We start from the raw sequence: 22,540 nt of genomic DNA on the forward strand, positions 1-22,540 counted from the left end.
TTCAGCATCAACCTATCGGCGGCCCCGGCAAGCGGTGGCCGCGATGTCCGGCATTTGCCCGGCCCAAGCCCCGCAAAAGGGGCACAATGATCCGACATGGGGAGGAAACAAGAAATGCGCAAGCTGTTCCTGCGGTCTTCATCTGTTCTTGCACTGGGAGCAGCCGCCCTGGTCGCGGCACCCTCGGCGGCGCAGGAACAGCCGTCCGGTGCCGGCCCGTCCCCCGCCTCCGGGCAGGAGGAAGGCAGTTTCCTGGCCGAGATCATCGTGACGGCCCAGAAGCGGTCGGAAAGCAGCAACCGCGTGCCCATCTCCATCACCGCCGAAAGCGGCGTGGAACTGGCCAAGATCGGCGTCACCGATGTGCAGGCCCTGGTCAAGGTGACGCCGGGTTTCAACGCCATCGACAGCGGCTATGGCACGCCCGTCTATTTCCTGCGCGGTATCGGCTTCTTCGACAGCAGCCTGGCGGCCAAGCCCACCGTGTCGGTCTATATCGACGAGGCCCCGATCCCGTTTTCCATCATGACGACGGGCGCCTCCTTCGACCTGGAGCGGGTGGAGGTGCTGAAGGGACCACAGGGCATCCTGTTCGGCCAGAATGCCACGGGCGGCGCCATCAATTACGTGGCTGCCAAGCCGACAAGTGATTTCGAGGCGGGGATGCAGGTCGGTTACGGCCGGTTCAACCGCCTGGACCTGGAAGGTTATGCCAGTGGTCCGGTATCCGACACGCTGGGCGTCCGGCTGGCCGTGCGGCACGAGGGTGGGGACGCCTGGCAGAAAAGCTTCACCCGCGACGACGAGCTGGGGCGGCGCGACTTCACGCAAGGACGCCTGACGCTGGCCTGGGAGCCGGACCCGGCGCTGCGCGTGAATTTCCAGTTGAATGCCAACAAGGACCGGTCCGACACACAGGCCCCGCAACTGGTGGCACCGTTCCGCCAGTCGGCCGGCGGCTATTTCAGTCCGGCCCTGCAGGCCTACCCGGCCGCGCCGGAGAACAACCGCGCCGCCGACTGGGGATCGACCGTGCCCCTGCGCCGCGACAACCATATGGTGCAGGGAACCCTGCGTCTGGATTACGACATCTCCGACACGATCACCGTGACCTCGCTTTCCTCCTATGCGACGTTCGAGCAGCTTTACGGGCAGGATGGCGACGGCACCAGCCTGCAACTGACCGACCTGCTGATCAGCGGCGATATCGACAGCTTCACCCAGGAACTGCGTGTGGCGGGCAGCTTAATGGGGGATCGGGGCAATTGGCTGCTGGGCGGCAATTACGAACATAGCAAGGCCAACGAACTGGTGCGGCAATTCCTGTCCGAGCAGACGTCGGGCCATGTCTTCGACCGGCTGGGCCTGCCGGCGATTACGGAGGTGCCGCAGCGCGGCAACACGAAATATGTCAGCAAGGCCGTGTTCGGCAATGTCGCCTTTCCGCTGGCCGATACCCTGTCGGCCACGGCCGGCGCCCGCTATACCAAGACGGATGTGGATTTCCAGGGCTGCATTCTGAATGCAGGCAATGGCACCTATGGCAAGGGGTTCGAAGCCAATTTCGGCCTGCCGGCCGGCACCTTCCCGCTGAATGCCTGCGCCACGCTGGATGCGACCAACCGCCCGGCCGAATTCGACGGCACCCTGCCGGAAGATAATGTCTCCTGGCGCACGGGCCTGGAATGGGCGCCCAATGCGGATCACCTGCTGTATGGCAATATCAGCCGCGGCTATAAGGTCGGCTCCTTCGCCAACCTTCCCGCCTCCACCCTGGCCCAGTACCAGCCCGTCAAACAGGAAGAGGTGACGGGTTACGAGATCGGGTTCAAGTCGCGCGTGGCCGGCCGCACCATGCAGGTCAACGGCGCCCTGTTCCTCTATGATTATACCGACAAGCAGCTCAAGGGCCGGACCATCGTGCCCATCTTCGGGCCGCTGGAAGCCATGGTCAACGTGCCGAAATCGCAGGTGAAGGGGGCGGAGATCGAGGTGACCTGGGCACCCGTGGAAGGGTTGAGGCTGAAGGGTGGCGCCACCTACCTGGATACGGAGGTGACCCGGTCCTTCCTGAACTATACGGCCTTCGGTGCGCAGGCCGACTTCAAGGGCAGCCGCTTCCCCTTCACGCCGAGATGGCAGGGCAATGCGGATGCCGAATATCAATGGCCCGTGGGGGCCGGCAAGGACGCCTTCGTCGGTGCCAGCTACATCTATCGCAGCGGCACGAATGGCGACTTCATCCCCGATCCCCGTCTGGCCATCGACAGCTATGGCTTGCTGGACCTGCGCGTCGGTCTGCAGGACGCCGCCGGGGACTGGCGTGTCAGCCTTTATGGCCGCAATGTCACCAACGAATATTATTATCAGACGGCGGTGCGGCGGGGGGATGCCATCGTGCGCTATGCCGGCATGCCCGTCACCTATGGGGTCACGGCCAGCATCAGGTTCCACTGATGCCCATCGACAGGGCCATGGTTGACGGCCTGTCCCTGACGGACCAGCCCGTCCACCAGACGGCGGCGGCTTCCATCCTCTACGCGCTGGGGACCGGCTTCGGCCGGGACCCACTGGACGGGCGGGAACGCCGCTTCGTCCATGAACGGGACCTGGTGGCCTTGCCCACCCTGGCGGCCCAGCTCACCTTTGCCGGGCATGTGCTTCTGGAACGGATCGGTGCTGACATGCGGCTGGTGGTCCATGCCGGGCAGGGGGTGGCGCTGCACCGCCCCCTGCCGCCGGAAGGTCACCTGCTGTTCGATACAATCGTCACTGGCATCATCGACAAGGGCGCGGGCAGGGGCGCGCTGGTGCTGCTGGAAACGCACCTGCGGGAAAGGACGGGCGGCGGGTTGCTGGCGGTGGCGACCTCCACCGCCTTTGCCCGCGGCGACGGCGGTTGCGGAAGTGCGGGGCGTGACCGGGCGCCCCCCCTGTTCCCCGCGCCGCCGGCCCGGCCGCCCGACCATGTCGATATCTTCCACACTAGGCCGGACCAGGCCCTGCTTTTCCGGTTGAGTGGGGACATGAACCCGCTGCATGCCGACCCTGAGGCGGCGCGGGCCGCCGGCTTCGACCGGCCCATCCTGCACGGGCTTTGCACCTATGGCATTTGCGGCCGGGCGGTGCTGGCAAGCGTGTTGGATTTCGATGCCACGCGCCTGCGGGCCTTGCATGTCCGATTTGCCCATCCCGTATTTCCGGGGGAAACCATCATGACGGAAATGTGGGTGGAGGAGGGGCGCGTTCTGCTGCGGGCCCATGTGCGCGAACGTGCGGTGGCGGTGATCAGTGGCGGATATGCCCTGATCTGACCCGCCGCTCAGCCGATCCCGTCGAAGATCACCGAGATGAACCGGTCGAACACCTTTTCCAGCGAGGTGCTGCTCTTGCGGAAATGCCAATGGCCGACCCAGTTGAACATGCCGAAGATGGCATAGGTGGTCAGCTTGGTTTCCGGCACATGGATCGACCCGTCGGCGACCCCGGCCTTGATCCGGCTTTCCAGCGCCTCGTTCATCACCCGGCGCAGTTCGTTGTATCTGGCCCGGCCTTCGTCGGACATGACGCGGTCGTCAGCCAGGATCATGCTGACGCCGATATCGTGGGTGATGACCTCCAGATACAGGCGCAGGAATACCTCGACCCGCTTGCGGCCGGTATCGTTCTCATCGTCGCGCCGGGTGATCTCCTCACGGAAATAATCATCGGCGGAGAACACGCAGGCCAGCAGAATCTCCTCCTTGTTGGCGAAGTGATAATAGAGGCTGGGCTTTGTGATGGAAAGCGCGCGCGCGATATCGTCCAGCGTCGTGCGGTCATAACCCTTCTCATGAAACATCAATGCCGATGTATCCATGATCAGTTTCTTGTTGATGGTTCCACGCTTCGGGCGGACCAGCTTCGGCTTGGCCGTTTTAACAGGCATTTCCACACATTCCCCCACGAACGGCCGACGGCCCTTCGACAATGTCTCGAATGAACGGCGACTTTATCGCCCATGGCATTTCGCCACGTTACTTTCGTACCAGTTGGTAATCAACTGGCCTGTTCATTCCGCATGCTGAATCGAAAAGATAGCATTCAGCCCCGCATTCTATCAATAACCACATGAAATACATCGATTTTTAATATTGGCACCAACCCCGCGATTCTATCGTTGACGGACGCATCGCCATAAGTTACCGTCCAGTAAGTAACAGGAGGAAACATGCAAACGAGATTCACGAGGCTCGTGGGTGTCGAGCATCCGGTCATGCAGGGCGGCATGATGTGGGTGGGCACGGCGGACATGGCCGCCGCGGTTTCGAACGCCGGCGGTCTTGGCACCATTACCGCCCTTACCCAGCAGACGCCCGACGATCTGCGGCGCGAGATTGACCGCTGCCGGTCGCTGACGGACAAGCCTTTCGCGGTGAACCTGACCATCCTGCCGTCGGTGAAGCCGCCGCCCTATGCCGATTATCGCCGTGCCATCATCGACAGCGGCGTTTCGGTGGTGGAAACGGCCGGGTCGCGGCCGCAGGAACATGTGGAGGATTTCAAGGCGCATGGCGTGAAGGTCATCCATAAATGCACCTCCGTCCGCCATGCCGTGTCGGCCCAGAAGATGGGCGTGGACGCCATCTCCATCGACGGGTTCGAATGCGCCGGCCATCCGGGGGAGGATGATGTACCGGGCCTGGTGCTGATCCCAGCCGCCGCCGACAGGATCGACATTCCCATGCTGGCATCGGGTGGTTTCGGCGACGGGCGTGGGCTGGTGGCAGCATTGGCGCTGGGGGCCGACGGCATCAACATGGGCACGCGCTTCTGCGCCACGGTCGAGGCGCCGATCCATGAAGCCGTGAAAAGGCTTCTGGTCGAGAATGACGAGCGGGCAACCAACCTGATCTTCCGCAAATTCCACAATACCGGCCGCGTCGCCAAGACATCCGTATCCGACAAGGTTGTGGAGATCAGTGGGCGGGAAGGGGCGCAGTTCGCCGATATCCAGCCGCTGGTGTCCGGAGCCAGGGGGCGCGTGGCGCTGGAAACGGGCGATCTGGAAGCGGGCCTGATCTGGGCCGGCCAGGTCCAGGGCCTGATCCGCGACATTCCCACCTGCCGTGACCTGATCGACCGGATCATGCGCCAGGCAGATGAGATCACGGCCCGCCTGCGGGAGCGTGCGGCATGAATGCCATCGATCTGGTTCCGGCATCCTTCATGGCCGAGACGGAGATGGCCATTTTCCAGCGCAGTCTGGCCGGCTTCCTGGACGCCCACGCATCACCGGCCGCCATCGACCGCTGGCGGGCCGGCAAGCAGGTCGACAAGGCCGTCTGGCGGGCGGCGGGTGAAGCCGGGCTGCTGGGTGTGTCGATGCCGGAGGAATATGGCGGCGGCGGGGGGGATTTCCGGCATGAGGCGGCGATCGTCCAGGCCATCGGCCATCGCGGCGCCGACGCGCTGACCCTCTGCCTGCACAATGCCGTCATCCTTCCCTATTTCGCCAGTTACGGCACGCCGGAGCAACGGGCGCATTGGTTGCCGCGTTTCTGTTCCGGGGAGATGGTGACGGCCATCGCCATGACGGAACCGGCCGCCGGATCGGACCTGCAGGGCATGCGCACCCGCGCCCGCCGCGACGGTAACGGGTATCGTCTGACGGGACAGAAGACCTTCATCTCCAACGGCCAGATCGCCGATATGGTGCTGGTGGCCGCCAAGACCGACCCCGATGCCGGCAGCAAGGGCATCTCCCTGTTCATTGTCGATGTGTCGCAGGCGCCGGAGGGCTTTGCCCGTGGCCGCAACCTGGACAAGGTGGGCCAGGAAGGGCAGGACACGTCCGAACTGTTCTTCGATGACCTGTTCGTGCCGGCTGATGCCCTGCTGGGGGACGTGGAAGGCAGGGGCATGGCGCAACTGATGGCCAAGCTGCCGCAGGAACGGGTCGTCATCGCCTGGCAGGCCATGGCCATGATCGAACTGGCCCTGGGGGAGACCATTGCCTATGTCAGGCAGCGGGAAATGTTCGGCCAGTCCCTGGCGGCCTTCCAGAACACCCAGTTCAAACTGGCCGAATACAAGACCCAGGCGACCATCGCCAAGGTGTTCCTGAACCATTGCACAGAAAAGCTGCTGGCCGGAGAGCTGGATACGGCGACCGCGTCCATGGCCAAATACTGGATATCCGACCAGTTGTCGGAAATCGTCGATGGCTGCCTGCAATTCTTCGGCGGCTACGGATACATGAACGAATATCCGATCGGCCGCCTGTACCGCGACAGCCGCATCCACCGCATCTATGGCGGTGCCAACGAGATCATGAAACTGCTGATCGCCCGGACGCTCTGATCCTGCGCGACAGCCCTGATATTTGAGGAAACGGAGAGCAAGATGGCAAAGTACGGAACCGTTCTGGCCGAGGTGAAGGACGGCATCGGCACCATCACCCTGAACCGCCCGGACAAGCGCAATGCGCTGTCGACCGAGCTGTTCGAGGATCTGGTGGAGGTGCTGACCCCCTGGCGGCGTGACGACAGCGTTGCCGTCGTGGTGATCAAAGGGACAGAAGACTATTTCTCCGCCGGACTGGACCTGGACACGATGAACTGGGCCACGGATGCCGACCGGCTGCGCTGGTACGACGCCACCTATTACGGCTATCTGGAACTGCTGGAATATCCCAAGCCGACCATCGCGGCGGTGGCCGGACACACATTCGGCGGCGGCTGCGATATCGCGGTGTTCTGCGATATCCGGGTGTCCAGCCCGAATGCCAGGTTCGGCTTTCCCCAGGTGCGTTTTGGCCTGACGCCCTTTGTCGATCCGTTGCAGCGCATTGTGGGCCAGAGCCAGGCGAAGCTGCTGACCCTCACCGGCCGGCGCATCGATGCGGCCGAGGCGCTGCGCATCGGCTTGATTGACCAGATCGCGGAGGAGGGCAAGCTGCTGGAGACGGCGAACGGCATCGCGGCAGAGATTGCGTCCACCAATGTCGACACGGTTGTGCGTTGTACCGAGATGCTGCGCCGATCCTGGTCCATGGACCCGATGGCCGCCTATGTCTATGGCCATGTGCAGTATCGCGACGTCCACTGGAACCCTGCCATTTCCCAGCGCATGCTGGATGCACGCGCCAAGATTGGCCGGCGGGCGGGGGCGTGAGGTTGCCTTTTCGCTACGGTCATTCCCGCGAAAGCGGGAATCCAGCGTAAGGCGCGATCAGCGCCGATATGAGTTTTATCGCGGCAGACGCCGCTTATGCTGGATCCCCGCTTTCGCGGGGATGACGGGTTGGAGAGGGGCGAAGCAGTAACAAGGCGGACAAAACCGCCGCACCGGCAGGGAGGAAATCGGCATGGTGCAACAGCCATTGTTTGATGGCCAGGTGGCGATCGTCGTGGGTGGTGGCCAGGGGCTGGGGCGACAATATTGCCTGGACCTGGGTGCCGCCGGCGCCCGTGTGCTGGTGGCCAGCCGCAGCGACGCGGCCCTGTCCGTTGCCGATGAAATCCAGGCGGCTGGCGGAACGGCTCAGGGTTTGGCCGTGGATGCCAGGGACGGGGATGCCATCATCCAGGCCGCCCTGGCCGCGTTCGGTCACATTGACGCCCTGATCGTCAATGCCGGCATCACCCGTGACCGTTCCTTCGCCAACATGGCCCGGGCGGAATGGGATGAGGTGCTGGACGTGCATCTGAACGCGGCCTTTGCCTGTGCCAAGGCCGCGTGGGAGCCGATGCGGCGTCAACGCGGCGGGGCGATCCTGTTCACCACCTCCGGTGCCGGCCTGCACGGCGCCTTCGGTCAGGCCAATTACGCCGCCGCAAAGGCCGGCATCATCGGCCTGACCCGCACCCTGGCCGTGGAGGGAGAACGGGTGGGCATCCGCGTCAATGCCCTGGCGCCCATGGCCAGCACGTCGATGACGGATGGCGTCTTTTCCGCCGACCTGAAAGCCGGGTTGAGGGTGGAGGATGTGTCACCCTTCGCCCTGGCCCTGATCCATCCGGAATGTCCCGCCAGCGGACAGGTGATCGAGGCCGGCGGCGGTTGGGCCGCGGCGATGCGCTGGGAACGCAGCCTGGGCCTGCGGCTGGAGACGCCGGACACGCGGACCGTGCTGTCGCGCTGGTCGGCGGTGACGGATTTCGACGCCGGGTCCGATCTGCCGGCAACGACGCTGGACTGCCTGGGTGCTGCCATGGGCAGCACACGGCGCATGAGAAACAGGGAAAGGGAGGAAGAACATGTCTGAAGCGAAGCGCCTGGAAGGTGAGGCCCTGGACTGGCCCGCCCTGGACCCGCAGGAACGTTACCGCCGCTGTGCCTGGGAAGGGCTGCTGATCATCCAGCGCACCGACGAGCATGTCTGGGAGAACCAGGGGCCGGAAGCCTGGGAGAAATTCTCCGACGAGACGCGGCCCGGCTGGGCCGGTCCCATCGGGCGCAAACTGGTGAAGGATCACCCCGCCGATTTCACCCCCGATATCGAAGGGGCGCTGAAGCTGATGGCCGTCTATGGCGCAGAAGTCTGGGGCGGGGGGCATCGCGACGTCACCCGCATCAACAAGATCGACGAGGCGGAAGGCCGCCTGACCATCATCGATCATGGCTGTCCGCAATGGCGCGCCTTCTCCGCCGAGATGCGCGGGGTCTTCCCCTGCAACAAGGCCTGCGGGCGGGAGATGGACAGCGTGGTGCGGCAGGGGCTGGGACCGGATTTCGAGGTGGAAACCATTGCCGGCCGGCCCATGGGTGATGATGATTGCGTCTGGCGGGTCCGCAAGCGGGGGGTGGGGCAATGAGCTTTGCCAGGACGCCGCCGCCGGCCGTGACCCTGGACCGGGAGGAAGACGGCACCATCCGTCTGGGCTCGCCTTTATCGATGCCTACACCGGCGCCGTCGCTGGCTCACCGGTTCGACGCGGTGGCGGATGCCCATCCCGACCGGCTGTTCATGCGTCAGCGTTACGGGGTCGGCGGCTGGCGGGACATCACCTATGGTGCCGCCCGGCGGGCGGCCGACGGGCTGGCGCAATGGCTGATCGACCAGGGGATCGGGGAGGGGGACAGTGTCGCCTATCTCTCCGCCCCGTCCATCGAACATGGCATCGCCGCCGTGTCGGTGCAGCGCACGGGCGCGGCCATCGCGCCGATCAGCGTCGCCTATTCGCTCTTGTCCACCGACCATGCCAAGCTGAAGGAATGCGTGGCCACGGCGGGGGCCCGGATCGTCATCGTCGATGATGCCGATCGTTTTGCCCCGGCGCTGCGGGCACTGGCCCGGCCGGGCCTTCGCTTCGTGGCCGTGACGGGCGGCGTGCCGGGCCTTGCCGTGGAACGCTGGGCCGATGTGGTGGCGACGGAGCCGACGGGGCAGGTGGCCGAGCGCATGGCGGCAATCCGGCCCCACATGATCGCCCGCATCATGTTCACCTCCGGCTCCACTGGATCGCCCAAGGCCACGCCGCAGCCCCATGCCTGTCTGACCGTGTCCTTCGCGCAGATGGAAGCAGTGAATCTGCTGGATTTCGACGGGGAGCCGCCGCAATTCCTTGAGGCCATGCCCTTCAGCCACATCATGGCCGGCAATTACAATTTCGGGAACATCATCGCGGCCGGCGGCACCCTGTGGATCGATGATGGCAAGCCGACGCCCGACCTGTTCGCGCGCACGATCGCCAATCTGCGGGATGTCTCGCCGCATTTCTTCATCACCGTGCCGCTGGGTTACGCCATGCTGTGCGATGCGATGGAGGCGGATACCGACCTGCGTGACCGATTTTTCCGCAATATCCGCTGGCTGGGCTTCGGTGGTGCCCTGATGCCGCAATCGGTGGCGGAACGGCTGGCGGCCCTGTCGCTGGCGGCCAGGGGGGCGGAGGCCCCGGTCTATTCCTTCTATGGCGCCACGGAATTCCTGCTGGGTGCCCTTAAATACTGGCCCGGCGGCCCGACCGACGTGATCGGCCTGCCGCTGCCCGGCGTGGATTTGAAACTGGTGCCCATGGATGGGCGGTATGAAATGCGCATGCGCGGCCCCACGCTGATGCCACGCAGCGGCTATCTGGGCGCGGCCGACGTCTCCGCCGGGCTTTTCGACGCGGAAGGCTATTTCCGCACCGGTGACGCCGTGCGTTTCGCCGACCCGGAGCGACCGGAAGGCGGGCTGGTTTTCGCCGGACGGCTGGCCGATGATTTCAAGCTGCTGTCGGGCACCTATGTCCAGGTCAATGCCCTGCGCCAGGATTTCCTGGCCGTTGCCGAGGCGCTGGTGCGCGAAGCGGTCTTTTGCGGTGTGAACCAGGACCATATCGGCGCCCTGATCTGGCCCCGCGCCACGCTGACCCCCTTCGCGCGGGAGGAGTTGCGCGCTCTGATCGCCGATTTCAATGCGGCGCAGACAGGATCGGCCCGGCGCATCGGCACCGCCCTTGTCATGACCGAACCGTTGGCCTTCGATCGGGGGGAGGTGACCGACAAGGGCAATGCCGCCCCCCGCGTGGTGCGTGAACGCCGCGCGGCGGATGTGGCCCGCCTGTTCGCCGACCCGCCCGATCCCGCCATTCTCTGCTTTACCAGGGGCGCGGCCGTGGCCGCCCGGCCCCGTACCGGAGCAAGCAACCATGCCTGAAGCCTATATTTTCGATGCCGTGCGCACGCCCCGCGGCCGGGGAAAGCCCGACGGGTCCCTGCATCATATCACGCCCTTGTCGCTGTCGGCCCAGGTGCTGGCAGCGCTGCGGGACCGCAATGGCCTGGACACGTCCTTTGTGGATGATGTCGTGCTGGGCTGTGTGTCGCCGGTGGGTGACCAGGGGGCGGACATTGCCCGCACGGCCGTCCTCATGGCCGATTATGCGGAAAGTGTGTCCGGCATCCAGGTCCATCGCTACTGCGCATCGGGGCTGGATGCTGTGAATATCGCCGCGGCCAAGGTGATGGCGGGTGAGGCACGGCTGGCCATCGGTGGCGGGGTGGAAAGCATGTCGCGCATCCCCATCAATTCCGATGGCGGCGCCTGGCCCATCGACCCGGATTCCGCGCTGAAGAACTATTTCGTGCCGCAGGGGATCAGCGCCGACCTGATCGCCACCCTGGACGGGTTCAGCCGCACCGACGTTGACGCCTATGCCGTGGAAAGCCAGCGTCGCGCCGCCCGCGCCTGGCAGGAGGGGCGCTTTGCCCGCTCCATCGTGCCGGTGCGCGATCAGGCCGGCAATATCGCACTTTCCCATGATGAACATATGCGCCCCGACGCAAGCATCGGGGGGCTGGCCGGTCTGAAACCGGCCTTCCAGGTGCCGGGGGAGGCGGCATTCGACGCCATCGCCATCCAGCGCTATCCACAGGTGGAACAGATTGAGCATGTCCATCATGCCGGCAATTCGTCGGGTATCGTCGATGGTGCTTCCGGTGTGCTGATCGGCACGAAGGAGGCGGGTGCGGCGTTGGGGCTGAAGCCGCGTGCGCGTATCCGGGGCGGAGCGTCCATTGGGTCGGAACCCACCATCATGCTGACGGCACCGGCTACGGTGTCGCGCAAGCTGCTGCACCGGCTGGGCATGGTGCCCGGTGATATCGATCTGTACGAGTTGAACGAGGCCTTCGCCGCCGTGGTCCTGCGCATGATGGCGGCCCTGTCCATCCCGCACGATAAGATGAACGTCAATGGCGGGGCCATCGCCATGGGGCACCCGCTGGGCGCCACGGGCGCCATGATCCTGGGTACCGTCCTGGACGAACTGGAACGTACCGGCAAGGGCACTGCCCTGATCACGCTGTGCGCCGGTGCCGGGCAGGGTGCCGCCACATTGATCGAGCGCGTGTGAGCCGGGGGAGGAACAAAATGCAGAATTTCACCATCGAAACGGATGCCGATGGCATCGCCCTGGTCACTTTTGACGTTCCCGGCCGCAGCATGAATACGCTGAGCGATGCCGTAATCGCGGAACTGCCGGACCTGATCGAAACCTTGAAGAATGATGGTGCCATCAAGGGTGTCGTCCTGTGCTCCGGCAAGGCCAGCGGCTTTTGCGCCGGGGCCGACCTGGGCGATTTGGGCCGCGCGGCGGGGTCCCGCATCGCCCCGCCACCCCTGTCCGCGCTATTCCGCCGGCTGGAGGTGCTGGGCAAGCCGGTGGCGGTTGCGCTGGAAGGGCTGGCGCTGGGCGGCGGGCTGGAACTGGCGCTGTCCTGCCATTACCGGGTCGCGGCTGACAGTCCCAAGGTCAGGCTGGGCCTGCCGGAGGTGACGGTGGGCCTGCTGCCCGGTGCCGGTGGCACCCAGCGCCTGCCCCGCCTGACCGGCGTGGCCAAGGCCTTGCCGCTGCTGCTGGAAGGCCGTCCGCTGGACCCTGCCAAGGCGCTGGCGCTGGGCGTTGTGGATGAATTGGTGCCGGCTGACGAGACGGTGGCGGCGGCAAAGCGCTGGCTGCGGGAAAAGGGCGATCCCGTGGCCCGCTGGGACCGCAAGGATTACCGGCTTCCGGGTGGCCTGCCCTACAGCGCCGGCGGCATGCAGGCCTTCATCATGGCCAATGCCACTTTGCGCAAGCGTACCTTCGGCAATTACCCGGCACCCGAAAACATCCTGAAATGTGTGTTCGAGGGGGTGCAGGTGCCCATCGACGCGGGCTTGAAGATCGAAACCAACTATTTCCTCAACACCTTCGCCACGCCACAGGCCAAGGGCATGGTGCGCAGCCTGTTCCTGTCCAAACAGGCGCTGGACAAGGGGGACCGTTCGGCCAAGATCGTGGCCCCCGCCAGTGTCGCCGTGATCGGCGCAGGCATGATGGGGGCCGGCATCGCCTATTCCCAGGCGCTGAAAGGCATCAACACCATCCTGGTCGATGTCAGCGAGGCGGCGGCGGAAAAGGGCAAGGATTATGCCCGCAAGCTGGTGGCTGGTGATGTCGCCAAGGGCCGGCTGAGCGAAGCGGCGGGTGCTGCGCTGCTGGACCGGATCATCGCGACGGCCGATTACGCCAAGTTGGCTGATGCCGATCTGGTGGTGGAGGCGGTGTTCGAGGATGTGGCGCTGAAGCATGAGATCACCCGCCGCGTGCAGGCGGTGGCCGGTCCCGGCATCATCATCGGCTCCAACACCTCCACCCTGCCCATCACGGGGCTGGCGCAGGCATCGGAGCGGCCGGAAAATTTTGTGGGCATCCACTTCTTCTCTCCCGTCGACAAGATGCATCTGGTGGAGATCATCCGGGGCGCGAAGACCAGTGAGGAGACGGTGGCCCGCGCCACCGCCTATGCCATGGCGCTGGGCAAGACGCCCATCGTCGTCAATGACAGCCGTGGCTTCTATACGTCCCGCTGTTTCGGCACCTACATCTATGAAGGGCTGGAGATGCTGATGGAGGGCATCCCGCCGGCCCTGATCGACAATGCCGGGCGGATGACGGGCATGCCGCGCGGGCCGCTGGAACTGACCGACGATGTGGCCGTGGACCTGACGGTTCGTATCGCCGGCCAGACGCGGTCGGCCCTGGGCGATGCCTATCAGGGCCGGCCCTATGAGGCGGTGCTGGAAAAGCTGGTGGCGCTGGGCCGTAGCGGTCGCAAGGTGGGTGCCGGCTTCTATGACTACCCCGCCGGCGCGCCCAAGCGCCTGTGGCGCGGGCTGGCCGATCTGGTGCCGGCGGCCCCGGCGACCCTGCCCGATGTGGCGGCGCTGAAGCAGCGGTTGCTGCACCGTCAGGCGCTGGAAGCGGCACGCTGTGTGGATGAGGGGGTGATCGCCGATCCGCGCGCCGCCGATGTCGGGGCCATCATGGGCTGGGGTTTCGCACCCTGGACGGGTGGGCCGCTGAGTTGCATCGACGCGATCGGTACGGCGGCCTTTGTGGCGCAGTGCGATCGACTGGCTGAACAGCATGGCGAGCGTTTCACACCGCCGCCGGGCCTGCGCGCCATGGCGGCCGATGGGCGCGGCTATTACGCCGCCCTTGATGCCGCCTGAGGAGGTTGACCATGCAGATCAACGGACATGCAGCCATCGTCACCGGCGGTGCCTCCGGCCTTGGGGCGGCCACGGCCGCCCTGCTGGCGCGGGAAGGGGCGAAGGTCACCCTTTTCGACCTGAATGAAGAGGGGGGGCAGGCCACGGCGGCGGCAATCGGTGCCACCTTCCGGGCCGTCAACATCACCGATGATGCCCAGGTGGCCGACGCGGTGCTGGCGGCAGAGCAGCAGAACGGCAAGGCCCGCATCCTGGTCAATTGCGCCGGCATCGCCCCACCCGCCAAGACGGTCGGGCGGGAAGGGCAGCCGCATGCGCTCGACCTGTTCCGCCGGGTCATCGACATCAACCTGATCGGCACCTTCAACGCCCTGTCCAAGGTCGCGGCCCGTCTGGCCGATGCCGATCCGGTGGGGGAAGAGCGTGGCGTGATCATCAACACGGCCAGCGTCGCCGCGTTCGACGGGCAGATCGGGCAGGCGGCCTATGCGGCGTCGAAGGCCGGGGTGGCGGGGATGACCCTGCCCATCGCCCGCGACCTGTCACCCCTGGGTATCCGCGTGCTGACCATCGCGCCCGGCATCTTCATGACGCCCATGCTGGCGGGCCTGCCGCCGGCGGCGCAGGACAGCCTGGGACGGCAGGCACCGTTTCCCGCGCGCCTGGGCCGGCCGGAGGAATATGCCCAACTGGTGGAAAGCATCATCCGCAACCCCATGCTGAACGGCGAGACCATTCGCCTGGACGGCGCGATCAGGATGGCACCGAAATGACCGAGACGATCCGATACGAGGTCCAGGACGGGGTGGCCCGCATCATCCTGGACAATCCCGATGCCGGCAACGCCATCGATCAGGCCTTTGCCGACCGGCTGCTGGACCTGGCCCACGCGGCGGAGGATGACAGGGCCGTGCGCGCGGTCCTGTTGACCGGCGCGGGGCGCCTGTTCTGCGTGGGCGGCAATGTCCGGGCGTTTGCCGCCGCGTCGGACAATCTGGGCAATTTTGTACGCAAGCTGACGGCGTCGTTGCATATGGCGGTGGCACGGCTGGCATCGCTGTCCAAGCCCGTGGTGGTGGCCGTCAATGGCCCGGCGGCGGGCGCGGGGCTGGGTCTGGCCATCCTGGGTGATGTGGTGCTGGCGGGACGATCGGCCAGCTTCACCGTCGCCTATCCCGGCATCGGCCTGTCGCCCGATGCCGGCACCACCTTCCTGCTGCCACGGCTGGTGGGGCTGCGCAAGGCGCAGGAGATGCTGTTCCTGGCAAAAACCCTGAATGCGGAGGAAGCGGTCAGCGCCGGTCTGGCCATGCGGGTGCTGGAGGATGGGGACCTGCTGCCCGAAGCGGAGAAGATCGCCCGGCGGCTGGCCGCCATGCCCACCCAGGCGCTGGCGCGGTCCAAGCGGCTGCTGCTTTCCTCCTCTTCCCGCGAACTGGAAACCCAGTTGGAACGGGAGGCGGCGGATATCGCACTCTGCGCCCTGGAACCCAACGCGACCGAGGGCATCAACGCCTTTCTGGAAGGGCGGAAGGCAAGGTTCGCATGACGCCGACGGAAGTGCCGAAGCGGACGGGACCCCTGGCCGGGGTCCGCGTCCTGGAATTCGCCGGCATCGGCCCCGGTCCCTATTGCGCCATGCTGCTGTCGGATCTGGGGGCGGAGGTGCTGCGCATCGACCGGGCCGGCGGCAATGGCTGGCCCAACCCGGTGATGGACAGGGGACGCGCCAACCTGACGCTGGATATCCGGTCGCCGGGGGGCGGGAGAAATGCCTGCAGGCGGCATCGCGCGCCGATGTGCTGATCGAGGGGTTCCGGCCTGGTGTCATGGAACGGCTGGGGCTGGGGCCGGATATTCTGTGCGACCGCAACCCCCGCCTGATCTATGGTCGCATGACGGGCTGGGGTCAGGAAGGGCCGCTGGCCAGGGCGGCCGGGCATGATATCAACTATATCGCCTTGACCGGTGCCCTGGCCGCCATCGGTCCGCAGGACGGGCCGGCCATCCCGCCGCTCAACCTTGTGGGTGATTTCGGTGGCGGGTCGCTGTTCCTGGCGCTGGGCATCGTCTCGGCCCTGTGGGAGCGGGAGCGGTCGGGCCGGGGGCAGGTGGTGGATGCCGCCATCGTCGATGGCGTCACCTCGCTGATGGCCATGTTCTCCGGCCTGGTGCCGGCGGGCCATGTGTCGCTGGACCGCGACCGCAGCGTACTGGGTGGGGCCGCCCCCTTCTACCGCTGCTATCGCTGCGCCGATGGCAAGGACATTTCCGTCGGGCCACTGGAACCGCATTTCTACAAGGAATTGCTGGATCGTCTGGGGGCGCCCGCCGATCTTTATGCCGATCAGGACAATCCGTCATCGTGGCCGGCACGCAGCCTGCGTCTGGCTGCCCTGTTCGCCACCCGCACGCGGGCTGAATGGGTGTCACTGCTGGAAGGAACCGACGCCTGTTTCGCTCCTGTCCTGACCCTGGACGAGGTGATGGACCATCCGCACATGGCCGCCCGCGGCGCCTATCGGGATATTGACGGGATACGTCATTGCGCGCCGGCCCCCCGCCTGTCGCGCACGCCGCCGGATATCGGGCGGATGCTGGACGGTGAAACGGTGCTGGCCGGGTGGCTGAAAAGGCAGGAGGTCCGGAATGGATACCATCATCAATGAAGGGCCGATGACGCATGGCGCCTGGGGCCCGGTCGAAACCATCGACCATTTCGCGCAACTGGTCGGTCCGCTGTCGATGCTGGTGATGCCCGACAATCCGGAGGAGCCGGTCAGGATCGGGTTCAGGGTGGAGGAGAAACACTGCAACAAGCTGGGCGGCTGCCACGGCGGGATGCTGGGCACGGTGCTTGACCTGGCGTTGGGCTATGTCGCCAATTTCGCGAACCAGGAGACGGGAACGCCGACCATCAGCCTGTCCACGGATTTCCTGCGCCCGGCCGGTGCCGGAACCTGGATCGAGAGCCGCTGCCGCCTGATCCAGACCACGCGGCGCATGGCATTCGTCGATGGTCTGCTGATATGCCGTCAGGGGCCGGTGGCCAGGGGAAACGCCATATACCGGCGGCGCGCGGGGTAGGAGGGGGAACGCCCCTTCCTTTTTAGCCGCCTTGCATCGTCTGTCCGGTCGCCCGGACCTTGATACGTCACCGGCGGGCCATTTTCATTTCCACCTGTGCCAGGATGGCGCTGATCTCGTCCCGCCGGCCGGCGTCGGCCACTTCGCGGCCGGGTCTGCGCCATGCCGGTCAGTCCGGCGAACCGCTGCGCCAGGGGGCCGTGTGCGTCCAAGCGGCCGAAATATTGCCGGTCCGCGATATTGAACAGCATCTGCGGTGCCAGCCGCCGCGCCTGCTCGGCTGCGTGGGCAATGCCGGCCGGTGTCGACAGATCAGCACGGATATGCCGGCCCGGCATTCCGCTCTCCGGGATGGCGGCTGTGCGGGATGGCCCGGAAAAGCCCGGCGAACAGACCGAAGATGCGGTTTGCCATGTCGATGACGGCCTGCTGGTCGCGCGTGTCATGGTGGACCTGCCCGGCGGCTGGTCCATGGGTGTCGCCATGGATAATATCCTGGACATCGATGCCAACCAGTTCGCCCATGGCAATCCGTTCACGCTCGCCGCCGGTCCGCAGACAACCTCTGTTCGCCCCCGCGCGGTCAGATTGAGCATTGGCTGGGAACGATAAAGGCGGCAGCCAGGAATAGTGGCCGGCCTGATGCGGCCTCCCCTCCTTCCGGTGTCCGCCTTGCCAGGCGTTATTCGGCCGGGCCGCCATGGGTTGCCAGCGCGTCGTGCAGCACCGTCGCATCGATTAAAGGGGCGAGTTGCGCCCGGTCGCGCGGCGAGCGGGCGTTCTGGGCCGCCAGCCACTGCTCCTGCTCCACCATCACGTCCAGCAGGTCAGCCGGCAGGCCGGCCGGAAACCGGTGATGGGGCCAGGAGGCGGCGACCAGATCGGCGGGATACCCGCTTGAGGTGGCGACAAGCGGCCAGATTTGCGACGGCTGGTCGGTGGCAACGCGCGCGGCCGTGATCAGCCGCCGCACGAAATCGACGATCCGTTCCCGGCGCGCAGGATCGGCCAGCGCCTCTGCCGTGGTGTTCAGGTTGTAAAGCTCCCGGTAGAGGACGGGGTCGGAGAAGCTGATCGCATCATCGCCCAATGTCCGCTCGCCGCGCTCGCTTTCCGGCTCCCAGATCGCGATGGCATCCACTGTGCGCGCGGCCAGCGCCGGTTCCATTTCCCGCGGGCGCAGGGGAACCAGGGTGACGGCATCGCCCGGAATACCCGCCTTCGCCAGCAGCCTGTCCAGGAAATAGGCGGCGGAGGTCCGTTCGAACACGCCGATGCGCTTGCCGCGCAGATCCTCCACCTGCGCGATGCCGGCGGAACGGCGGGCGACAACACGGTAAAGCCCCTCTGTCACCGTCAGGATGATGCGCAGGTTCGGATTGGCGACAGAGGCGCGGAGTGCCTGGGTTTCGGCCTGTGCCGCCAGGTCGGCCCGGCCCGGCGCATGGTCGAAGCCACCCGCCGCCGCCACGCCATCGACCCTGAAAAGATTGTCCACACCACCGCTGCTGAAGGTTGCGACCAAAGGGCCGGCCTGTTCAACCGCGTACAGCACAGGTCCGACTTCCATGACGTCGTGCCGGCCGACGATCCGCAATGCCGCCCCCTTGTCACCGACAGGGCCGGCCACAACCGGGGCGCAGGCAGTGGTAAGGCAGGCGGTCAAGCCAAGGATCAGGCACCGGATGCGCCGCATCAGCGTTTCCTCTTTACAATCAGATATCGTTCAACATTGTATAATATGATTCGTTATGATGCCGCAAGGGTATCAATCCCGGCGATATAAACGATTGGACGGGTTAACCGTGCTTCGTGCGAATGTGCTGCAAAAGCAAGGCCTGTCGGAGGCCAAGACCATAAAAGGGGAGGGCGGAATGCTGCATCGAAATGATATCCTGACTATGTACGGTTTCAGGAGCCGGCAACGGGCCGCGGCCGTGGCCCTGTGTGCGCTTTCGGTCGGATTTCTGTCCGCGGCCGGCGCGTTTGCACAGGACAAGGACGCGGAAATGGCTGCCGAACCGCTGCAACTGACGGAAATCATCGTTACCGGCACGCGCATCACCGGTTTCACGGCGCCGACACCCGTGACGTCGGTGGGGCAGCAGGAGTTGGAAGCCCGCGGCATCCGCAACCTCGCGGATGTCATGTTCGACATGCCGTCGCTGAAGCCGGTGCAGAATACCGGCCAGTCGAGCCAGCCCATCGGCGCCAGCAATTTTGACCTGCGCGGCCTGGGCCCCAACCGCACCTTGGTGCTGGTCGACGGGCGCCGCTTCGCGGCCACCGACCCGACCGGTGGCATCGACATCAATGTCATCCCGGCTGCCCTGATCAAACGGCTGGAGATCGTGACCGGTGGCGCATCCGCCGCCTATGGCTCCGACGCCGTGTCGGGCGTGGTCAACATCTTCCTGGATGACCGTTTCGAAGGGGCCAAGGGGTCCGTCCAGTACAGCCAGTCCAAATATGACGACCACCACAAGCCGGCGGCATCGGTTGCCGTGGGCAAGGCGTTCGGACGCCTGCATCTGGTCGCCGCCGGCGATTATTTCAAGGATGACGGGCAACTGGCACAGGCCAGCCGTCCCTGGGCCCGCGGTGGCTATGCGATCATGACCAACCCGGCTGCCGGCACGCCGGGCCAGACCCGCCAGGTCATCGCACCCGATGCGCGCTTCTCGCAGATGACCCTGGGCGGCGTGACCGCATCCAACAGCATCGCGGCGCTGCGCAACCTGCAATTCGGACCGGGCGGCACGGTGCTGCCCTTCAATCGCGGTACTTATGTCGGCAGCACCTATATGTCGGGCGGGGACGGCGCCTCGCTCTCCGACACGTCGAACATCTCGCCGGAGATCGAACGCGGTACCGGCTTCGCCCGCCTCAGCTTCGATGCGACAGAGGATGTCAGTTTCTTCGCCGACGCGCTCTATTCGCGTGCCGACATCTTCTCCGACGGCACGACGGCTACCGATAATGGCAACATCACCATCCAGCGGGACAATGCCTTCCTGCCCAGCCAGATCCGGGACATCCTGGTCGCCAACAACCAGTCGAATTTCCGGATCGGTCGCGTCGGTGCGGAGGAAGGGGCCTTCACCAACAGCGTGGAGAATACCATCCAGCGCTATGGCCTTGGCGCCAACGGCCGGTTCGGCGATGGCTGGCGCTGGGATGCGTCGGCGCAGTTCAGCCGGGTGCGTTACTATCGCGAGGATGGCAACAACCGGAACAATAACCGTTTCAACCTGGGCGTGGATTCCGTCATCAATCCGGCCACGGGCCAGCCGATCTGCCGGGCGCTGCTGAACAATCCCAACCCGACGGCGGCACAGGACCCCTATGGTGATATCCGCGCCTGCGTGCCCATCAACCTGTTCGGTGCCGGTTCTGTCTCACAGGCGGCACTGGACTATATCGGCGGCACGGCCTTCCTGGACAGCCGGCAGAAGCAGGATGTCTATGCCGTGAATGTGGAGGGTTCGCCCTTCGCGACCTGGGCGGGTGATGTGTCGATGGCGGCGGGTGCCGAATATCGGCGTGAATCGGTGCGGGCCACCAATGACGATGTCTCCAAGCGTTCCGGCTGGAAGACCGTCAATCCGCAGGCGCTGGACGGATCGCTGAACGTCAAGGAAGCCTATATGGAGCTTGTGGCCCCGCTTCTGGTCGATGCGCCGCTGGCTAGGTCGCTTGAGCTGAACCTGGCCGGCCGCGTCACCGACTATTCCACCAGCGGCAGGGTGGAAACCTGGAAGGTGGGCGCCAATTATCAGCCCATCGACGAGGTGCGGCTGCGGGCCACCCTGTCACGCGACATCCGGGCGGCCAATATCAATGAACTGTTCTCCGGCCAGAACCAGTTCTTCAACACCATCACCAACCCGGAAACCAATGTCGCGCTGACCACGCTGCAATTGACCGGTGGCAATCCCGACCTGCGGCCGGAACGCAGCAAGTCCTTCACGGGCGGTGCCGTGTTCCAGCCCGACTGGTTGCCGGGCTTCCGCGCCTCATTCGATTATTTCTCCTTCAATATCCGTGATGCGATCACCTCGCTCAACGGCCAGCAGATCGTGGATGGTTGCCTTGTCCGCAAGCAGACCGACCTGTGCGGCGCCATCACCTTCGACGGCAATGTCATTTCGCGGGTGCAGGCCACGCTGATCAACGCGGCGCGCTCCTCGGCCAAGGGCTTCGACATGGAAGCCATGTATGGTTTCGACATGGCCGATGGCCGGATCACGGTCCGGGGCCTGGCGACCTATATCGATGAACTGACCGTCACCTCCAACGGGGTCACCACCGACTATGCCGGTGTGGTGGGCAGCACCGGGACGCTGGGACCGGCCGGCGGCATTCCCAAATGGCGGGCGTCGCTGTCGGCCGATTATGCGGGCAGTGGGTTCGCTCTGGGGGTGCTGCTGCGCTATGTCGATGGCGGGAAGCTGAACGCGGGCTATGTGGAAGGGGTGGATATTCCCGACAATTCCGTGCCCTCGCGTACCTATGTCGATATCAATGCCAAGATCGACGTGACCGACGCGGTGGAGATTTACGGTGCCATCGACAATCTGTTCAACGTCGCACCGCCCATGACGCCGAACGCCGTCACGGCACCCAGCTACGCCTCCTCCGCCTTTTACGACCGGATCGGCCGTGCCTATGCCATCGGGGCACGGTTCCGGTTCTGATGCCAGGCGCCTTGGGGCCGGTGGAACCCGGCCCCAAGGCGCCGCCTGCCGGATCAGCCCCGACCCAGGAAGGGCTGCCCGATGGGCAGGATGACGGATTCCAGCACATTGACCTCCGGCGGCATCGCCGCGATGCAATGGACAAGATCGGCCACCTGTTCCGGCCGCATGGTCTGGTCGGCCCCATGCCGGCCCAGACCGGGAACGAAGCTGGTCATGGTGGAGCCGGGATGGATGATCCCTGCCGTGATGCCATGCTCCCGTCCATCCAGCGCGATGGACCGCGTCAGCCCGTCCAGGGCGAACTTGGTGGTAGTATAGGCAGCCGTATGTTCGCGCGGCACCAGCGCGGAAATGCTGCCGACCAGCAGGATGCGCCCCCGCCCGCGCGGCTTCATGGCCCGCACCGCCGCGCGGCAGCACAGGAAGGCGGAGGTCAGATTGACATCCAGCACCGCCTGCCAGCGCGCCAGGCTCAAATCCTCCAGCGGTGTCTTGTCGGCAATGCCAGCATTGCTGACCAGCAGGTCCGGCGCGCCCAGATCACGGGCCACCGCCGTAAAGGCGCCTTCAACCTGCTCTTCCCGGGCGACATCGGCCCGATAGGCGCGGGCCATACCCCCGGCCGATACGATCTCCGCGACGATCGTCTCCAGCCGATCCAGGCTGCGGGCGACCAGGGCCACCGCCATGCCGGACGCCGCCAGCTTGCGGGCGATGGCCGCCCCGATGCCGGAACTGGCGCCGGTCACGAGGGCCACTTGACGGGAAAGGTTCAGCATTCTCG

18 protein-coding genes and 1 pseudogene are annotated in these 22,540 nt (G+C 65.5%); 16 read left to right on the forward strand and 3 right to left on the reverse strand.

The annotated features are described in order from the left end of the window. The first annotated feature begins 114 nt into the window (after window positions 1–114). Window positions 115–2,457, forward strand: a complete 2,343-nt coding sequence (locus ABC728_RS03285) for a TonB-dependent receptor (RefSeq protein WP_416619653.1) — start codon at window positions 115–117, stop codon at window positions 2,455–2,457. Further along, complete coding sequence (locus ABC728_RS03290) at window positions 2,457–3,314, forward strand: MaoC/PaaZ C-terminal domain-containing protein (protein ID WP_416619652.1); 858 nt, start codon at window positions 2,457–2,459, stop codon at window positions 3,312–3,314. Before ABC728_RS03285 ends, ABC728_RS03290 begins: the two co-directional genes overlap by 1 nt. Window positions 3,315–3,322: 8 nt before the next feature. On the opposite strand, the gene ABC728_RS03295 is transcribed toward ABC728_RS03290, so the two are convergent. Next, window positions 3,323–3,928: a TetR/AcrR family transcriptional regulator gene (locus ABC728_RS03295; protein WP_416619651.1), complete on the reverse strand. Its 606-nt coding sequence runs from the start codon at window positions 3,926–3,928 to the stop codon at window positions 3,323–3,325. Between the two features lie 282 nt (window positions 3,929–4,210). On the opposite strand from ABC728_RS03295, the gene ABC728_RS03300 reads away from it, so the two are divergent. The 13 genes and pseudogenes from ABC728_RS03300 to ABC728_RS03360 all read left to right on the forward strand — a co-directional run bounded on the left by ABC728_RS03300 (window position 4,211) and on the right by ABC728_RS03360 (window position 17,668). Beyond that, window positions 4,211–5,179 (forward strand): NAD(P)H-dependent flavin oxidoreductase, encoded by a 969-nt coding sequence (locus ABC728_RS03300; RefSeq protein ID WP_416619650.1) that lies wholly within the window; start codon window positions 4,211–4,213, stop codon window positions 5,177–5,179. Then, a complete protein-coding gene (locus ABC728_RS03305) occupies window positions 5,176–6,342 on the forward strand; it encodes an acyl-CoA dehydrogenase family protein (RefSeq protein WP_416619649.1) in 1,167 nt (388 codons plus the stop codon). The genes ABC728_RS03300 and ABC728_RS03305 overlap by 4 nt, the downstream gene beginning before the upstream one ends. Window positions 6,343–6,384: 42 nt before the next feature. Beyond that, the gene (locus ABC728_RS03310; protein ID WP_416619648.1) at window positions 6,385–7,155 is read left to right on the forward strand and encodes an enoyl-CoA hydratase/isomerase family protein; all 771 of its coding nucleotides are present in this window, start codon (window positions 6,385–6,387) and stop codon (window positions 7,153–7,155) included. Window positions 7,156–7,348: 193 nt separating this feature from the next. Next, complete coding sequence (locus tag ABC728_RS03315; RefSeq protein ID WP_416619647.1) at window positions 7,349–8,248, forward strand: SDR family NAD(P)-dependent oxidoreductase; 900 nt, start codon at window positions 7,349–7,351, stop codon at window positions 8,246–8,248. Beyond that, window positions 8,241–8,798 (forward strand): hypothetical protein, encoded by a 558-nt coding sequence (locus ABC728_RS03320; protein WP_416619646.1) that lies wholly within the window; start codon window positions 8,241–8,243, stop codon window positions 8,796–8,798. The genes ABC728_RS03315 and ABC728_RS03320 overlap by 8 nt, the downstream gene beginning before the upstream one ends. Next, window positions 8,795–10,627 (forward strand): AMP-binding protein, encoded by a 1,833-nt coding sequence (locus tag ABC728_RS03325; protein ID WP_416619645.1) that lies wholly within the window; start codon window positions 8,795–8,797, stop codon window positions 10,625–10,627. Before ABC728_RS03320 ends, ABC728_RS03325 begins: the two co-directional genes overlap by 4 nt. Continuing rightward, complete coding sequence (locus ABC728_RS03330) at window positions 10,620–11,825, forward strand: acetyl-CoA C-acetyltransferase (protein ID WP_416619644.1); 1,206 nt, start codon at window positions 10,620–10,622, stop codon at window positions 11,823–11,825. The genes ABC728_RS03325 and ABC728_RS03330 overlap by 8 nt, the downstream gene beginning before the upstream one ends. 17 nt (window positions 11,826–11,842) lie before the next feature. After that, complete coding sequence (locus ABC728_RS03335) at window positions 11,843–13,969, forward strand: 3-hydroxyacyl-CoA dehydrogenase NAD-binding domain-containing protein (RefSeq protein WP_416619643.1); 2,127 nt, start codon at window positions 11,843–11,845, stop codon at window positions 13,967–13,969. A gap of 11 nt (window positions 13,970–13,980) precedes the next feature. Continuing rightward, window positions 13,981–14,742, forward strand: a complete 762-nt coding sequence (locus ABC728_RS03340) for an SDR family NAD(P)-dependent oxidoreductase (protein ID WP_416619642.1) — start codon at window positions 13,981–13,983, stop codon at window positions 14,740–14,742. Beyond that, window positions 14,739–15,518: an enoyl-CoA hydratase/isomerase family protein gene (locus tag ABC728_RS03345; RefSeq protein ID WP_416619641.1), complete on the forward strand. Its 780-nt coding sequence runs from the start codon at window positions 14,739–14,741 to the stop codon at window positions 15,516–15,518. The genes ABC728_RS03340 and ABC728_RS03345 overlap by 4 nt, the downstream gene beginning before the upstream one ends. Continuing rightward, window positions 15,515–16,638 (forward strand): annotated as a pseudogene (locus ABC728_RS03350) (CaiB/BaiF CoA transferase family protein). The gene ABC728_RS03345 and the pseudogene ABC728_RS03350 overlap by 4 nt, the downstream one beginning before the upstream one ends. Next, complete coding sequence (locus ABC728_RS03355) at window positions 16,619–17,056, forward strand: PaaI family thioesterase (protein WP_416619639.1); 438 nt, start codon at window positions 16,619–16,621, stop codon at window positions 17,054–17,056. The pseudogene ABC728_RS03350 and the gene ABC728_RS03355 overlap by 20 nt, the downstream one beginning before the upstream one ends. Before the next feature lie 360 nt (window positions 17,057–17,416). Then, on the forward strand, window positions 17,417–17,668 hold the full coding sequence (locus ABC728_RS03360; RefSeq protein WP_416619638.1) for a hypothetical protein: 252 nt from the start codon (window positions 17,417–17,419) through the stop codon (window positions 17,666–17,668). A gap of 70 nt (window positions 17,669–17,738) precedes the next feature. Here ABC728_RS03360 and ABC728_RS03365 read toward each other — a convergent pair whose 3' ends face one another. Continuing rightward, entirely contained in the window at window positions 17,739–18,752 is a 1,014-nt protein-coding gene (locus ABC728_RS03365; protein WP_416619637.1) for an ABC transporter substrate-binding protein, read from the reverse strand. A gap of 178 nt (window positions 18,753–18,930) precedes the next feature. On the opposite strand from ABC728_RS03365, the gene ABC728_RS03370 reads away from it, so the two are divergent. Further along, complete coding sequence (locus ABC728_RS03370) at window positions 18,931–21,753, forward strand: TonB-dependent receptor plug domain-containing protein (RefSeq protein ID WP_416619636.1); 2,823 nt, start codon at window positions 18,931–18,933, stop codon at window positions 21,751–21,753. A gap of 53 nt (window positions 21,754–21,806) precedes the next feature. On the opposite strand, the gene ABC728_RS03375 is transcribed toward ABC728_RS03370, so the two are convergent. Continuing rightward, window positions 21,807–22,535 carry an SDR family oxidoreductase gene (locus tag ABC728_RS03375; RefSeq protein WP_416619635.1) on the reverse strand — a complete coding sequence of 243 codons (729 nt, stop codon included), beginning with the start codon at window positions 22,533–22,535 and terminating at the stop codon, window positions 21,807–21,809. Window positions 22,536–22,540: the final 5 nt, after the last annotated feature.

This window comes from Niveispirillum fermenti (genome assembly GCF_052474395.1).